The sequence below is a fragment of the Ochrobactrum chromiisoli genome, assembly GCF_026241335.1.
GTDB classification, from domain to species: domain Bacteria; phylum Pseudomonadota; class Alphaproteobacteria; order Rhizobiales; family Rhizobiaceae; genus Brucella; species Brucella chromiisoli.
In genome coordinates, this window is sequence record NZ_JAPHAV010000001.1 from 1086186 (window position 1) to 1102058 (window position 15873).

Sequence of the window (15873 nt, forward strand, 5' to 3'; positions counted from 1 at the left end):
CGTTTACTTTTTTCCATGATGTAACGGTTTAAACGTTGATAATATTAGTTTGGATCACCGAGGATCTCTGATTACGCCTTTTTCAAAAAAAGAAAAAGAATATAGACAACACGTATGAATAAACAAATCGAAATAACTGCAGTAAATATCCAAATTATTCTATAGAATAGATTAGCAAATCCATTATCATCGAGCACAAAAAAGCCAACCAGCGATACTATGAGCAATGTTAATCCGCCAAGCTCTGCTTCAAGAATATATCGATAAAAAAAGCCTTTGTATCCCGAGCTTGCTAGTTTTTTAAATACTGGCGTTCCGGTCAAGCCAACGACAATCGCCTTGGCGGTTACCAAAAAACCAACAATAACAGCGGAAACAGTCCCTGTTGCACCGATTAATGCAGAAGCGTTCGTTGGAAAGGTCGTCCCTAGGTACTTCCACCAAAAAATGGTGAACCCGATCGCAAAAATGTAAGGCCAAAATGCCTCTATGTTCTTACCGCTCATTGATCCACCCGTGGTACACGACCTGTTTCGATCCAAGTGCGCAAGGTTTGACCTATGGCATCCCACCGCGTTTGTCTGTCGTATCTAGCGCCCGCTGCTAGCGGAAGTGTCACTTCTTGGGAAATGCGATCACTAACTAAGTTCACGGCTTCAGACTTATCTTCATCTGTTGGCTTACCTTTAACAACAGCAGACTTAACGGCTTGGCCGAGTACTTCGAGCTCATTCAACCAACCTCGAATCCCTTCATCACCCAAAGAACCATCTCGTGATGGTCTGGCCTGAAGTCCGATAGTAATCGTTTCGACACCTTCTGGTAGGGGGGCATTGAGAATACTCGTTAAACTCCGTCCCGCTTCCATATCTGCGGCCTGTGCTCCTGGGACGCTCACACTAAATTCGATGGATTTATATATTCCCCACCTTCTCAGCCTAGCATAGGCATCTGGCTTCAGCACCGCACCAAATCGAAAACCAAATAATTCTTGATCTTCAACACCATCCGCTCTTTGTCCTCCGCCGAATGCAACGTCTGCGGAATAAAGGTACTTTTCTATTCCTATTGATCGCGGTCCATAATGATTATACTGGATCGCTAGGTATCCAGAGATCGGATCAAAGGCGATAGCTGTATCTTCTCCAAACGAATGCCCTTCCTCTAAGGGAATGCCCTGGAGGGGGGCGCCTCTCGCCATTCTACCTGGTCCATGGCCATTTCGCGGGGCAGCAAAATCGGCATACCAAAATCCTTCACGCTGATCGGCTTCTTCCAAGCGCATAAAGCGATCACCCATGTAATGCCGATCATTTAAGTCTGCATTGTTGATGAGTTCAAGTAACTGCCCCAATGCCCGTCTGCCATTTTGCTGCACTCTAAAAGCATATATCTTCATGATTCTCGCCCAACCGTTTGGCTTGGACGATCAATTTTCTTTCAGATACTGTCAACTAGAATTAGACTAACAACTAACAGAGCGGTCGATAACTCTATATTTAGACATTTACCCATTTGCTGTGAAACAAACGACGACGTAAGTCGCCGGGAGCGCGGACCATCGCGCTGCACCGGCTCTTTGCTGCTAGCAGAGGAGGAGGAGACAACTCCCAGCAGCGTACCGTCGCGGGTCATGAGCAACCGGCGACGATCTCAGAAATAGAAAAAGCCCGGCGCAATGACCGGGCTTAGTTTTGTTATTCTCTTCTCCCCATTACGAATGGGAGAGGGTTTGACGTATAAGTCACGCTGCTAAGTGGAGCTTCTGCCGTTCCAGACGAGCACGAGCACGATCAATGTTCGTGATGGCCTGGCGTGCTTCCTTACGCTGTCGTCGCTTAATGCGATCCCATGTTTCGCGCAGACCATTGATGGCAGCATTGATTAGTGCTTTTCCGGCAGCGGATGCCTGCACGCCTTTAAAGCCCCTCGCTTCTCCTATCTCGGTCAATGTCTTGCCACCGAGCACAGCATCTTCGAACGGTGCCAATCCGACACCCAAGGAAGATCTGAGTTCTTCAAGAATGGGACGCATGTCGATCTTAGCAATCATGATGTTCTCATTGAACTTCACGGCAAAAGGTCGTTCTTTGACCTTGGTGTCGTCGTCGGCAGCCATGGCGCGTTTCGGTTGATGTACCCAATCAAGATCGGACCTACTGCGCTTTCGCACACTCCCGTATCGTATTTCGCCACCCGGGATGAAATTCGTTGGCCAGTTCTTGGCAGCAGCTTCGTCGATGTCGTCGGTGGTCATCGTATCGGATGCGTACTCCTTCACCGCACTAGCATCATACCCATAATCGATGCCCCGCAAAGGTTGGCTTGCTATAAGGCTGCAAAGACCGCGATAGAATTCTACTGCTTCCACATCGTCATGGCGTTTCTCCCGGCGAAGCTGGCGCAAGAGTTCCCAGCCTTGCAAATTGTCGTTTGCGGCAGATTCCGCGAGACCAGCATGCCGCTTGTTGATGCGCTCGACAGCAGCAATAATCTGAGCGTCGCGCAATACACGGGCGTGTTCGGCCTGAGCATGCATCAATGCACGCTCTGCTGGAGAATGTTCAGGCATGACTTTCCCATCCAATAGAGTTTTTGCAATTTTGTATTTGTTATCCGTTCCGGCAATCAAAGCCATCCAAGCTTCACGGCGAGGATCGACGACCGTTGCACGGCGAGTTACCTTTCGCGGTTCTCGAACTGGCAACCCATCTTCGTCACGGATCAGCTTGCCTGATTGATCACGCAGCCACTTGGCGTTGGTGCGGTACGGGTTACTGACTGGCGTTGCAGGCACTGCAAAGATGTTCGTGGGTGCGCCTGCGTGTCCGAAAATAGGAGCGTTGTCGTTGTCGGCCTTCATGCGGATGCCTCCGATCTAGGACGCTTTCGACCTGTCAGCTTTTCGAACTGATCCCATGAAAGACGACGACCCGTAGTCGTGGATTGCCGAACCTCACCCTCAACCGGTTCAGGGGTGTATGCGCTCGATTTAAAACGACGCGGTTCCCTGAATGGCACCTTCATGTCACTTGCACGCCATGCGGCCCTTGCGGATATCGTCAGGTGCGCAATTTCTTCCCGCATCATCCGCATCCGATCAAGCGTTGCGGTGTCTTTATTGCGGCGATGGTATGCCGCCCGGATTTGATACATCGCGCCGAGCAGCGCGGCTGATATCCATGCCTTGGAATTCGCGGCAGTCGTGAAGGAAGGACCGCAAGGGAGGTCGTTCAATGGGCTGCCCTTGATGAACGCCAATTCTGCCAAGTTCTGGAATTCGACAGTCGGGCGATCTTTGTCCTCTGCCCATTTCTCAGTGGCGGTTCGCAATTCGATCTGTTCAAAATCTGAAACTCCGATCAAACCAGCAGCGATGTTCTTTTCGATATTAGTCATTTGTCATCCTCGTGGTGGTTGGCTTGGTTGCCGGTGGTTGTGGTGATGGTGCGGTCTGTTGATAAATGCAGTGTTAACGGGGGGGGCACTTGCGCCACTTGCGCATTGCGCGCGTTATGACTGAGTAGATTTTTCCAAATTTAATAAGAGAGAGAGTGATTTTAGATTTTGTCTCGTACGCAATGGCAAAGTGGCGCAAGTAGTAGTCATTAAGATGCGTATCGCTGGATCTCTTCCCGGATTGCCTGACGTTCAGCAGCGATAGGAGCAGCCCTGTCAGAGAATTTGGAATGAACACGCGGATTCACGGTGTAGCGCGGCGACTTTTCATTCCGTTCAAGCTGTTTTGGCTCGAGCCACGAAAAGCCATCTAATCGCTGCATAACGCGTTGCATTTCCCAATCATCCAGTTCGCGTATCATTCGAGTGCTCCATTTTCGAAGTGACGAAACGGAAACCACATCGCGCAGACGTTCATTTGTCAGGATAGACCCTGCCGCATCCAGAACCGCATCCTGCATATCGCTGGCCCCCAAGACGTTAAAATGTAAAGCGATGGCATGCATGAAAAGATAGTCGTGCAGCAGCGACTGAGCTTTGCATGCAGTTTTCAGACTCACTTCATTCGGAAGTACCGTGTCATAGATATGCTCAACGATGTGTATGAGCAGAGCCAGCCGACCGAACAAACCGTCAAACTTTCCGATATGCGTAGCAATCCGCTTGTTAATGCGCGACCAATTCAATTCCATCTCATGATGCTTTGCAGCTAAGTCACTGCGGAGACATTGAGCGTCAGCACTAAATTTAAAGCATTTACCCGCCATATATTTAGTACGCAGATCATAGAGACGCGAAATCAAGTCGCCGTATACATTTTCTCCAACTGCCGAAGGCTCATCTCGGTCGATACCGGATGGTGCGAGCATGATGCAGAACATACGCTGCAATAAGCCATCATCGGTTAGGTCCTTTGCAATTTTTGTTAACGGATCTGGTTGGATACCACCAAGGAGCGTTATTGAAATGTTGGGAACCCAGATAGACCCGCGTCCAATACGATCGACGGAGTAGTGGCCGCCGCCAAATGATTTAAGCCAAAACGCTCGATCGGCACCGGAACCCTTGGCACCCGCATATTTTTCCATACGAGCAAACCAACCTGATAGTTCATCATCGATCAGAGCGAGTCCGTTCTCGTTGTGCGATAAAATTTCACCCACCTTTTCCGGAGAGCTATCTTCGGTAGCAATGCGTTTTTCGATCGGCTTAGACCGTCCTTTTTGTTCATCTTTAGACAAACCCATCCACTGTTTCATTGCCAAGCGATTATCTTGCTGAAGGTCAGCTTCAATTTTCATCAAAGGTGCACTGGCTACCTTGATGATCGGCGATTTACGTGTCGAAGGATCCCCGACGATCATGGTCCAAATCCGGGCCGACTCCTTCCAGCTTTCGTGCACTTTCATCTTCAAAGTAAGGTTGTCGGGTATCGCTGCGGCGCAGATCGTCAGGCATGCCATAGCAATACCGCCAGGGTCGACGCCCATTTGATCGCCACGCGCACGAGCGAACTCTTCTATTACCTCTGGAAAGACGTTAATCGGCATGCTTGGGCTGGTGGTTTCCGACCATATATCGATGGGTTCAGGGAAATTATCATTCGCGGGCGTCACCGATGCCTTTGAACCCGCTTCGAGCTTAGATGTATCGACCGTCGGCGCATCATCATGCTTTTCAAACTTCCCCCACATCCGAGCAAAATCCGCGTCGAGACGTTCTTCAGTTGCATAGCGTTCTTTCCACTTGCCCTCACACGCCTTTATCAGGGCTAGCGCCTCTTCTGGTGTGTGACCGTCAAAGGACAGCCTTTCAACAACGCGTGCAGCGTGTGTCGAACGATCTGGCTGACCATCGCCTTGCAACAGTTCTTCCGCTGCACCTGAAACAATGATATCCGCGACATCAGGAAGATCCCCAATGCTGACAGCACGCGTCTCTGCCGGCAATGCGCCAGCAGCTGCGCCCACTGTCACCGCGAAAGACGTTGTATCTACAAAACTCCCGTCCCATTCCTGTAAGACGGTTACTTTCGCAGGTTCCCTATCGCGTCCACGTTCAATCTTTTTGGCGTTCGGCCAATTGAGGGTACCCGGAATACGCCAGACATGGCTAATATCAGCCGTGCCGAAATCAGAGCTTGTCGCACGCCGCAAAGCTGCAGCGATCGGTTTTGCAACTGTTGGAGCCAACGGCTTATCGAAGATCCAGAATGGTTGCTTGTTGCCAGGAGAAGTCTGAAGCACGAAGCTTGGATCAAAAGGCATCTGGCCGATCTTACCAGTATCTGCGTCCATATCTGCAACTAAGCCAAGCACAGCAACTATGTCAGATTCAGTCCCGCGTTTCCCTCGCCCCAACCCCTTGCGCATCACCTGCAGACCAACATAGACGTTCGCTTCTGGCGTTTCGGCGTGAGCTTCAATAGCGTCGACCATGCCGTCGACATCACCCACGTTGTGATGCGTAACGGTACCTGGTCGGTCATCTTCACGGTTAGGAGACGCGAAGAAAGTTGAAACGACAAGAACTCCATCAACGCCCTTAGCGGCGTTATGAAGCAATTCTACATGTTGACGGATGGCAGAGGCTGAATGCGCTTCACGCTGAAGTGCTATTTCGGTCATTGGTGGCTCGGCCTCCGTTAAGCGCAGTCCAAGCTGCGGCAGTTATCTTGGATGAAAGTTCTGGTGAGAAGGTAACGCAATGCCGTCCCTGCGAATTGGGAGACACAATGCGTAATTCACCACTGCCATTGCGGCGAAGCGATAGATTGTAAATCCGGCAGTCGGTAGACAGTTCAACATCGATGAGGGCAAGCGTTCTCTCACCGACGCCGAATGGCGCCGGTCGTATCGAAATGATGTTCATGGGTTAAGCCGCACTCCTATTAAACTTGGATGTGCTCCAAATGTAGGTTCCGGCTTCGCAAGACCATGTAGGGTGTTCTGAGAGGCCAGCAGCGGGAAGAATGTCAAGTTGCCCGATAGCTGTCGCGATTGAGGCAATCCTGCCCTCACGGATGTCCGCAAAGAATGGTCGGAATAAAAATTCTTCGTGGCTGATCTCTTTACCGACTTTTTTAATCCCAAATAATTCTACGTACGCATCTGTTTTCATGCGAATGGCGGTTGCGTCGATATCATTGCTAGTCCTCACATAACAACGAGACACTATTTCCCCGCAGAATTTACCAGCCTCAGGGCCATCAATTACGTGAGCGTGAAGATTGGAATATATCAACCCTCGTCTCTCACCCGCTGTAAATTCCATACGGTACAATCCATCAGGGATTTTGTGGTCTTCGGTTGGCTTCATTCTATTCTCCTCGTATAAGCGCGCGAATCCGTGGCGCGGATCGCGCATGGTGGTTTTGGTTGGTGTTGGTGGTTGAATTAGTGCAGGGCGGTGCTTATGCCGAGCGGAGCGAATGGGCCAACGACGTGCCACTTAAGTTGTTATTCGCAGCCTGCCATGTGGAAGTAGCAGCACGCTCGTTGCGCCATGCGTCCAAGTCAGCCACATCGTAAATGATGGTGCGGCCGAGCTTGAAGTAGCGTGGTCCTCCGCCGAAGTGGCGCAGCTTGTCCATTGTGGATTTCGATAGGCCGAGGTAGACAGCGGCCTGTTTAACGCGAATATTCTTTTGCATTTGTATTCTCCTCGTGTTGGTAGTTGGCTGGTGAGGCCGGGTGTATGGTGCATCCACTGAATAAATGGCGGATTAATGAGATGCAGTCCATTTCGTTTGGTATGAATGAATATGCGTTCTTTTCATTTGGAAGTCAGCCGCACAAACATACTAACATCGTGCGGTTGACTTAATCGGCGCTCTCATCGGCCTGGTTCCATAGGGTGTAGCACTTTTGGACGTGCCGCTCCGAATAGCCGAAGCGGATAGCAGTCTCAGCGACAGCATGGGCGTATGTGGTCCCATCGTCCCGAAGATGGTTAACCATTTCAGCAATATCGTACCAATCGGTCGGTAGAGCCGCAGCACCGTTTCGCAACGCTTTTGCGTCTCCCGGTTTGATTCCGACTGTCAGTATCCATTCCGCAGCGAGCGTCTGGATCGTAGAATCTGCTTTGCCACTTTCCAATATTTGAGCAAGCTTTTGCATCGCTTCCTCGACCCGGCCTTCAGAAATTGCAGATCTTATGGGTATAGCTGGAATGCTAAAGCTCTTCGGTAAAGGCGCCATCATATACCTCTCATTGCAATTGCTATTTCATCCGCGATCAGATCGGCAGCCCTCCGGACCGGATCAGCTGCGAGGTGGGCGTATTTCTCTGTTGTTTTAACATCAGCATGACCGAGAAGCTTACCAAGGATTGGAAGGCCAAGACCGCCTGCAGCTCCAACCGAGGCAAAGGAGTGGCGTAGGTCATGCAATCGCACACCGTCCAGACCAGCGCGCTTTGATATTGCGCCCCAAGGCCTTTTAAGATCGGCGCGGGGTTTTTCCTCTTCGGTGCCGGCGCTTTCTGACGCGATCACATATTTTCCAACACGCGTGATTGCTTTCAGAACATCGATTGCAGCGGTTGACAGAACCACGGTCTTCTTGCCGGTCTTGCTATCAGCCAGAAAAAGCATGCCTCTTTCGAAGTCTACATCGCGCCACTCAAGATGAAGAATCTCGCGAAGCCGGCAGCCAGTGAGAAGCAACAGACGGATTGCAGCGGTAACATGGGGAGAGAACTTAACCCTGCGGTTCTCCTCCTTCGGCGCGTGCTTCGATTTTTCTTTCGTAAGATCGACAGAGTAGGGCACGCCAATCGTCTCAGCCTCTATCAGCGCAGCGCCAAGCGCGGACATTTCTTCCTTGGTAAGAAATCTCTCCTTCGATTGCTCTCGGTAACGCTCCACTTTCATCACTGGGTTGTGGCCCTCCGGAACCAAGCCTTCGCCGTCAGCCCAGCCGTACATTGCAGATAAGACAGCAAGTGCCCGATTAGAAATCATCTTACCGCCCTTGTTGTCTTTCCGCTTTGAAATAGACGACTGCATCCGAGCTACATCTGGCCGCGTCACCATTGAACCGCGCATTGATCCGATATTGGGAACAATGTGCGTATCTATCACATGCTTGTAAAAGCTGGCGGTACTGGCTTTCCGTTTCGCTTCAACGTGCTTTTCCAAATAAAGTTCGGAAATCTCTTTAATCGTCAGCGCTCCACGCTCTTCGGATCTCGCAGCAGCCGGGTCTCCGCCGAGCGTTACACGAGCCAGAGTTCGAGCTGCCTCATCCCGCGCATCTTCCGGCGAGTGCGTGGCGGGCGTCCCAATCTTGATGCGCTTCTTAGCAACACCACGGCCGCCGACGCCTGGACGGTATTCCAATATCCAAGATTTTACACCCGAGGGCATAAGGCGTATGCCAAAACCTTTCAAATCGGTATCGTAAAAAATGGTCGGCTTTTCCACGATTGGAAGGTTTGAAACGGCCTTCCTGGTTATCTTAATTGTTGGCACCGGTGACCCCTTGTCTTAAAGCTCGAACTGCTGCTGTGTAGCCACCGTGTCGCCACCGAAGCGATTAATGACACTAAACTCACGGAAACAATATGATGCTGAGAACGAAAATAATCAATATATAACAATGCATTATGAAACATACGGAAATGTTCTGAAACACAAATATTAATTCTGGGGGTCAAGGGGTCGTGGGTTCGAATCCCGCCGCTCCGACCATTTTCCTTTAATAATGCAAGTATGTTTTAGTCTGATCTTCGGTCGGGTTGAATAAAAAGGCCCCTGTCGTGACAGGGGCAGTTTAACTTTTATGCAATTGATGAGGATCGTGCAAAGGGGGGTGATTAACGATCCGTTTTGATGAAGTATATTTGGCTTTCTTTTTAAAGACTGACTTTAAAAATTTCCTGCTTTTTGAAACAACGTAATTAGAACTTATTTTCATGTGTGTTTCAATCATACTTGTGTGCTCACAATAAAATCGAAAAATGGCGGGTGTCATTGATGGCTATCTTGTTATAAAAATTCATCAATTCGCTGTTCAATAAACGGTTTATATGTAAGGCTTCTTAAATGAGCTTATTGGTTGAAATCATAAAATATGTATCGATTGTCGTGATTGGCTTGCTGCCTATTATGAATCCTCTGACGACAATTCCGATATATATGTCGCTGACAAAGCGAATGAGTGCAGAGAATAAGCGAGCGCAAGCACGGAAAGCCTGCATTTATGCATTTTCGATCCTTATCGTGTTCATGCTGCTGGGGAACGGAATTATCTCGCTTTTTAGCATATCTATGCCGGGGATTCGTGTCGCGGGTGGCATTATCATCATGATCCTGGCGCTTCGCATGATTTTTTCAGGCGAGGACACATCATCTGAAGTGGATGCGGCACCGGTCGATATTAAGAAAGCTGATCTGGATTACTCGTTTTCACCTCTGGCAATGCCGAGCCTTGCAGGTCCGGGCTCAATTGCTGTCGTGATGAGTTTTTCATCTCAGGTTCCGACGGATCATAACGTTCTGGGATACATTATCATCGCCATTGGCATCGCGATTGTCGTTGGCATTGCATATGTCGCCCTCTCATCTGCAAGCTGGATTGAGAAAGCGTTAGGTGAGCATGGGATGCAGGCTGTAACGAAAATTATGGGCTTTCTGCTGACTTGTGTAGCCGTGCAGTTTCTGGCCTCCGGTGTTCGTGATTTCGTTATAGAATTCAGTAAGTTTTCCTGATTTGCCCATGATATAGCGCGCCCACGGCGCCGGTAATAGAGCATTTCCAGCAAAAGTGCGAAGCGGTTTTGCGCGGGATAATGCGTGAAAGCAGGGAAAGGCATTTCCAGCAAAAGTGCGAAGCGGTTTTGCGTGGGATAATGCGTGAAAACAGACAAATAATTAGAGCATTTCCAATGGCTCAATCCAAACAGGAAATGCTCTAATTGCCGCGCTCAATAGGCGTTTTCCGTATTGAGAAGTCTGACCGGTGTGAGAAACAGGATTTTCAGATCGAACCAGAGGGACCAGTTTTCGATGTAGTAGAGATCAAATTCTGTGCGCATCCTGATCTTGTCTTCATTGTCGATTTCACCGCGCCAGCCATTGATCTGTGCCCAGCCTGTTACGCCCGGTTTCACACGATGACGGGCGAAATACCCATCGACAACTTCATTAAAAAGCACATTGTGCGAATGCGCTGCGACCGCATGCGGACGCGGGCCGACAAGTGATAGCGAACCGGACAGTGAATTGAAGAACTGCGGTAATTCATCAATGGATGCCTTGCGAATAAATCTACCCACCCGCGTTACGCGCGGATCGTTTCTGCTCACAGCATTGCGTGCAGTCGCATCGGTTTGCTCAGTATACATTGAGCGGAATTTCCAGACATTGATAATTTCATTGTTAAAGCCATGGCGCTTTTGCTTGAAAAGCACGGGGCCTTTGCTGTCCAGCTTGATGGCAATCGCTGTTGCAAGCATGATGGGAGAAAGAAAGATAATGCCAAGCAGGCTGAATACGATATCAAAAATGCGCTTGGCGACCGAATCCCAGTCATTGATCGGCTTGTCGAAAATATCGAGCATCGGCACGGTGCCAATATAGGAATAGGCGCGCGGTCGAAACCGGATGTGACTGTTGAGCGCCGACAAGCGTATATCGACGGGCAGAACCCAGAGCTTGTTCAGGATCGTAAGAATGCGCTCTTCAGCGCTGATAGGCAGCGACACAATAAGCATGTCGATATGCGCTATACGTGCAAATTCGATTAATTCCTTGATATTGCCGAGCTTGGGATAGCCTGCAACCACCGGTGGGGATCGCTTGTCATCGCGGTCATCAAAAATGCCGCAAATACGGATATCATTATCGGCTTGTTGTTCCAGCGAACGGATCAGCGCTTCGGCATTGGGGCCACCACCGACAATGACTGCGCGCCGCTCCATAATGCCGTTGCGCGCCCAGCGGCGAATACGCCATGAGACGAACAGGCGCGAGATCATGAGGATAATCAGCCCACTCAGCGCCCAGATCAGGAACCACGCACGCGAGAAGTCGGAAGAAACCTTGAACAGGAAGCCCGTAACGGCCACAAGCCCCAATATTGTCGCCCATGTCATGAAAACCCGTTTCAGATGGCGGCTTGGACTACGCAGAATATGGATCTGGTATCCATTGTTCATTTCCATAAGCAGCACAAACAGTGCGCCGCTGACGATCATAACGAGGAAATAATAAGCGATATGCGGCGTGCTGAAGCTGACATAGGAAGCAAGACTGACGATACCTGTTATAAGAATGATCGCGAATTCAATAAGACGTATGACACCGCTGAACATGCTCGGAGACAGTGGGTCACGCGCATATTGCTCAGCCATCTGGCGCGCCATAGGATTGAGCTCGACCTGTTCCTGCGACCTGGAACGGTCCTGCTGATCGGGCTTGTTTTTTTCCGGATCAACTGGAGAAGTCATATCAGTATTCCGCAAAGTTTTGCTCCCACGGTCCCAAGCGCCTGCGCATATTTAGCCGTAAATCCTAAGGAAATACTGATTAAAAATGCACGATCGCTCTGAGAGTGTCAGGATCGTGCCAGACGGTAAACCAATTCTATAGAATGGGCGACCACATGGCGATGCCAGCAATTTTTCGATTAAAAACGCAGCTGGGCTACGGCGTTTTTTGTCGAAGTGCAGGCGACCGCCTAGCGGTGAATGGATACGGGCTACGCGAGACTTAAAAACCCGTAGAGCTGAGCCGGACAGGCAGGTAAAAACGCCGCCTTGGGCGCCTCGTCCGTGCAGGGTGTCCGACTGCAATTTCTTGATGATGCGATGGGCTTTGTCGGCGGCTCGAACGTCACCGATGCCGATATATTGCTGTTTGTCGATGAGATCGCAGCCACGGCGGAGCAAGCGACCCGCGGATTTGCGAAAACAGTGGGTGATCGGCAAACGTGCGTCATCAGACATTGATCGCCATCAGAACAGACGCTCGCGCACATAAATTGTGTCACCGGGCAGGACCGGATCAGTGATCAACACGCGCCCCGTAATAACCTTTTCGTTGATTGTGCGGGTGATATCGACATTTTCCTGATTGGCGCGTGGCGAAAAACCGCCCGCCGCCGCAATTGCCTTTTGCACCGTCATCCCCGGGACGTAGGAATATTGGCCCGAGCCGCCCACTTCACCCATGATGAAGATCGGACGATAGCGGTCAACTTCAACGCTCACATCAGGATCGCGCAAATAACCACCGCGCAGTTTTGACGCGATAATTCCTTCAAGCTGCTTGACGGTCTTGCCGCTCGCCGGAACGCTGCCAACAAGCGGAAATGCGATATAACCGGACTGATCGACACTGTAATTATTGGTCAGGCTTGCTTGTTCAAACACTGTAATGCGCACACGATCACCGGCATTGAGCAGATAGGGTTCGGTTAGCGCGGCATGAAAGGCGGGCGGGGCAGGGCGATAGCTTGAACATGCGGAAAGCATCATCGCCGCAAGGCCGAGCGCAACAAGAGCCATTTGGCCTCCGCGCTGTCTATGAGTTTTCTGCATCGTCATTTTCGCCTCGGTTTCTTCCGAAAAGCATTGCCCCATCACAGATTCGGGTCAAAAGATCCAAATGCTCTGAATGATGTTATCGATTGATTAGGGTTAATGGCTGGTAAAGAACCTCACTTGTGGTGAAAAAAACTTGTCGTAAGCAGGGGGAATTCCAAAGCATAACTGCCAAAAACGGGAGCCGGTTTCAGGTTAAGGACATGCCTACAAACAGAGACCACTAACCTCGCGGTTTAACGCTCTGGTTACCTTGTTCGTTTACTTTTAGAAAAGAAATAGGCCTCATTCCTGTGAATAGGCGAGGATGATTGCGCGATACTGCAAAGACGGGTATCGGGCGGAGTACCGAAATGTCCCTGATTGATGGCCTGTCGAAACATATAGACATTGATATTGGTGCGCTTTTTGCGAGCTTGCGCCGCAATTGGCTGTTGATTTTTGGTGGTGCGATCGCTCTTGCCATTCTGGCGTGGATTGTTTGCCTTCTCATTGTGCCTGACTACCGCGCTCAAGCCCGTATCCTGATTGAATCACGCGAGCCGGGGGTTGCGCGTCTTAATGGTGAAACAACGACCAAGCGGCCGCTCATGGATCCGGAAGGGATGAAAACTCAGGTCGAGGTTCTCACTTCCGGTGCCTTGCTCAAACAGGTCTCTGACAGGCTCAATCTTGCTGAAGAAGCGGCATTTACCGCAACAAATATAAAGCCTTGGACGCGCGTGTTGATTCTTCTTGGCATGCACGATGATCCGGCTGACCAGTCGCCGGACGAACGTGTTTTGCAAAAGCTGCGTCAGAACTTGCAGGTTTTCAGCGATACCGGATCAAGTGCGATCATTGTGCAATATGCGTCTTCAAATGCAAACAAAGCCGCAGAGATCGCCAACGCTGTAGCTGAGGCATATATCGCGCTGCATGATACAGCAAGGCTCGAATCCTATGATGACGCAAGGGGTTGGCTTGCGCAGGAGATTGAGGGCTTGCGCGGCAAGGTCCACGCTTCAGAAGCAAAGATTGCGGCTTATCGGGCTGCAAAAGTGCCGCTGGCAGCGCAGGCCAACAGTTCGATTGCGCCCGAGAAAATCGTAGAAGTGAGAAGCCAACTCACACGTTTGCGCGCTGATCGCGCGGCATTGGAAGCACGCGCCGAGGCTGTGCGTCAGGCGATTGCGTCCGGGGTTGATGGTGATGCTTTGCCTGTTGATGTTACGTCGGGCACGATGCAACGGCTGGCAGAACGTCGTATTGAACTCAATTCACAGATTGCTGATCTCTCTTTGACGCTGCTTGAGGAGCATCCACGTATTAAAGCCCTGAGATCGCAGCTTGTTGATGTTGAGCATCAGATCAAGGCGGAAGAACGCAAACTGCTTGCAAGCCTCAACGATGAGATAAATGCTGCAAAACTGCATGAAGATGAACTCACAGCTACGTTAAATCGGCTTAGGGCGCAGGAAACGCAAGCCGGGACGCAGAAAGTGGAACGTCGCGCTCTTGAGCTTGAAGCGGCCACCCAGCGTCAGCTTCTTGAAACCTATCAGACGCGCTATCGCGAAGCCGCGGCACACGCGCGCAGCAATGGTGCCTCGCCATATGCTCGGATATTAGCCCGCGCTGATGTGCCTGCCGCGCCTTACACTCCCAAAACCTTACCGATTGTTAGCGCAACCTTTGTTGTGGGGCTGCTTTTGCTCTCGGCCTTCGTTCTGTTTCGTGAAGTGTTGAACGCCCGTGCTCGGGTGAGCGCTGATGAGCGTCGTTTTGCAACGGTCGAAGAAGTTGCCATGCCGGTGATTGCGGTTGCAACCGGCATGGCGTTTGCTCCTGCTTCGGAGGATCAGCCAGTGCAGCGATGGACTTCGCCTCTCATGTCAGGCACTTCGGTTATCGCGGATGAAAATCCACATAGTGTGAAATTCGTTGCCGATCGCCTTATGGCAGGCACGTTGAAGCGTGTTATCGCTGTTTCACCCGAAGGTGACAATGCATCGGCTGCAACGGTGAAACTTGTGCGAGAAATTGCGGATCGCGGCAAGCGTGCGATTCTGATCGATATGACCGCCCATGGCACGCTTGGTCTGGTTATGCTTGATGGCAACAATTGCGCTGGAATTACCGAGCTTCTTGCCGGTGAGTGCCGCTTCAACGATGTCATCCATGCGGATCATTATTCTCAGGCGCATATCATGCCGCTTGGCAGGGTCAGGCCGGAAAACGCCATGCGGTCCGCAGATCGGCTGCCATATATTCTGGACGCACTCGAAACGGTCTATGATTTTGTGGTGACTGAATGTGGCCCATCCACATCACGCCAGATACGCCGCATAGCCGATGGTCCGGCAGTGGTCATCATGAATGTTGTCGAACCGGACGATAACAGCGTGATTATCGCAGCCCTTGATATGGATCAGGATGGCTATGAGGATGTGATTATTATGATGGATAATTCTCGTCAGGCAGTCGGCTCAGATATTGGGATGCGGCCTCCCGAACCTGATTTCACGCCAAGATCGCATTATTCCTTCGTATAGCCGCATTTTCGGTGCCGAAGGCTGCTTTTTCGTCCCGGTTATCAATCAATGGCGCTTTGGTCGTGGGGGCTGCGCCATCCACCAGATGATCCCCATGGCAGGCACCACCCAGAGAACGCCTGTGAACAGGAAATAGAGCAGATGAACCCACGCGGGTGACTCTGCGAGCTGCGCGACGGCGATGATTGTTGCAAAAACTGCATAGACGATCACAAGGGCGACCAGCAGAAGCGTGCCTATGAGTTTTTTCAGCCGAACGGGCATGTCATTCTCCTCTTTATTTGTCATCACTAGCTCGTGAGCAGGTGCAAAGGAAGCGAAAACGCGTCGG

General features: G+C 50.7%; 15 protein-coding genes. 3 read left to right on the forward strand and 12 right to left on the reverse strand.

Features of this window, described 5'->3' with window-relative positions; all coding sequences use genetic code 11:
- Positions 1-71: 71 nt before the first annotated feature.
- The 9 genes from OPR82_RS05250 to OPR82_RS05290 form a co-directional block, all read right to left on the reverse strand.
- Positions 72-506 (reverse strand): hypothetical protein, encoded by a 435-nt coding sequence (locus tag OPR82_RS05250; protein WP_265983429.1) that lies wholly within the window; start codon positions 504-506, stop codon positions 72-74.
- Positions 503-1399, reverse strand: coding sequence for a DUF6731 family protein (locus tag OPR82_RS05255; RefSeq protein ID WP_265983431.1), 897 nt, complete (start codon positions 1397-1399; stop codon positions 503-505). The genes OPR82_RS05250 and OPR82_RS05255 overlap by 4 nt, the downstream gene beginning before the upstream one ends.
- Before the next feature lie 345 nt (positions 1400-1744).
- Complete coding sequence (locus OPR82_RS05260) at positions 1745-2863, reverse strand: hypothetical protein (RefSeq protein WP_265983432.1); 1119 nt, start codon at positions 2861-2863, stop codon at positions 1745-1747.
- The gene (locus tag OPR82_RS05265; protein ID WP_265983434.1) at positions 2860-3399 is read right to left on the reverse strand and encodes a hypothetical protein; all 540 of its coding nucleotides are present in this window, start codon (positions 3397-3399) and stop codon (positions 2860-2862) included. The genes OPR82_RS05260 and OPR82_RS05265 overlap by 4 nt, the downstream gene beginning before the upstream one ends.
- A gap of 209 nt (positions 3400-3608) precedes the next feature.
- Positions 3609-6086, reverse strand: a complete 2478-nt coding sequence (locus tag OPR82_RS05270; RefSeq protein WP_265983435.1) for a DUF3987 domain-containing protein — start codon at positions 6084-6086, stop codon at positions 3609-3611.
- A gap of 247 nt (positions 6087-6333) precedes the next feature.
- Positions 6334-6777, reverse strand: a complete 444-nt coding sequence (locus tag OPR82_RS05275) for a hypothetical protein (RefSeq protein WP_265983436.1) — start codon at positions 6775-6777, stop codon at positions 6334-6336.
- Between the two features lie 94 nt (positions 6778-6871).
- Complete coding sequence (locus OPR82_RS05280; RefSeq protein WP_265983438.1) at positions 6872-7111, reverse strand: helix-turn-helix transcriptional regulator; 240 nt, start codon at positions 7109-7111, stop codon at positions 6872-6874.
- Between the two features lie 169 nt (positions 7112-7280).
- On the reverse strand, positions 7281-7580 hold the full coding sequence (locus OPR82_RS05285; RefSeq protein WP_265983440.1) for a hypothetical protein: 300 nt from the start codon (positions 7578-7580) through the stop codon (positions 7281-7283).
- 80 nt (positions 7581-7660) lie between these two features.
- Positions 7661-8887 (reverse strand): tyrosine-type recombinase/integrase, encoded by a 1227-nt coding sequence (locus OPR82_RS05290; protein WP_407673207.1) that lies wholly within the window; start codon positions 8885-8887, stop codon positions 7661-7663.
- Positions 8888-9508: 621 nt separating this feature from the next.
- Here OPR82_RS05290 and OPR82_RS05295 point away from each other — a divergent pair.
- A complete protein-coding gene (locus tag OPR82_RS05295) occupies positions 9509-10174 on the forward strand; it encodes a MarC family NAAT transporter (protein ID WP_265983443.1) in 666 nt (221 codons plus the stop codon).
- 215 nt (positions 10175-10389) lie between these two features.
- Here the strand turns inward: OPR82_RS05295 and OPR82_RS05300 are convergent, their stop codons facing one another.
- On the reverse strand, positions 10390-11928 hold the full coding sequence (locus OPR82_RS05300) for an undecaprenyl-phosphate glucose phosphotransferase (RefSeq protein WP_396996941.1): 1539 nt from the start codon (positions 11926-11928) through the stop codon (positions 10390-10392).
- Positions 11929-12237: 309 nt separating this feature from the next.
- Here OPR82_RS05300 and OPR82_RS05305 point away from each other — a divergent pair, with 309 nt between their 5' ends.
- Complete coding sequence (locus OPR82_RS05305) at positions 12238-12414, forward strand: hypothetical protein (protein WP_265983445.1); 177 nt, start codon at positions 12238-12240, stop codon at positions 12412-12414.
- 6 nt (positions 12415-12420) lie between these two features.
- On the opposite strand, the gene OPR82_RS05310 is transcribed toward OPR82_RS05305, so the two are convergent.
- Positions 12421-13005, reverse strand: coding sequence for a polysaccharide biosynthesis/export family protein (locus OPR82_RS05310; RefSeq protein WP_323054531.1), 585 nt, complete (start codon positions 13003-13005; stop codon positions 12421-12423).
- Positions 13006-13361: 356 nt separating this feature from the next.
- Between OPR82_RS05310 and OPR82_RS05315 the strand changes: the two genes are divergently transcribed.
- Entirely contained in the window at positions 13362-15542 is a 2181-nt protein-coding gene (locus OPR82_RS05315) for a GumC family protein (protein WP_265983447.1), read from the forward strand.
- 45 nt (positions 15543-15587) lie between these two features.
- Here the strand turns inward: OPR82_RS05315 and OPR82_RS05320 are convergent, their stop codons facing one another.
- Entirely contained in the window at positions 15588-15806 is a 219-nt protein-coding gene (locus tag OPR82_RS05320; protein ID WP_265983449.1) for a DUF2842 domain-containing protein, read from the reverse strand.
- Positions 15807-15873: the final 67 nt, after the last annotated feature.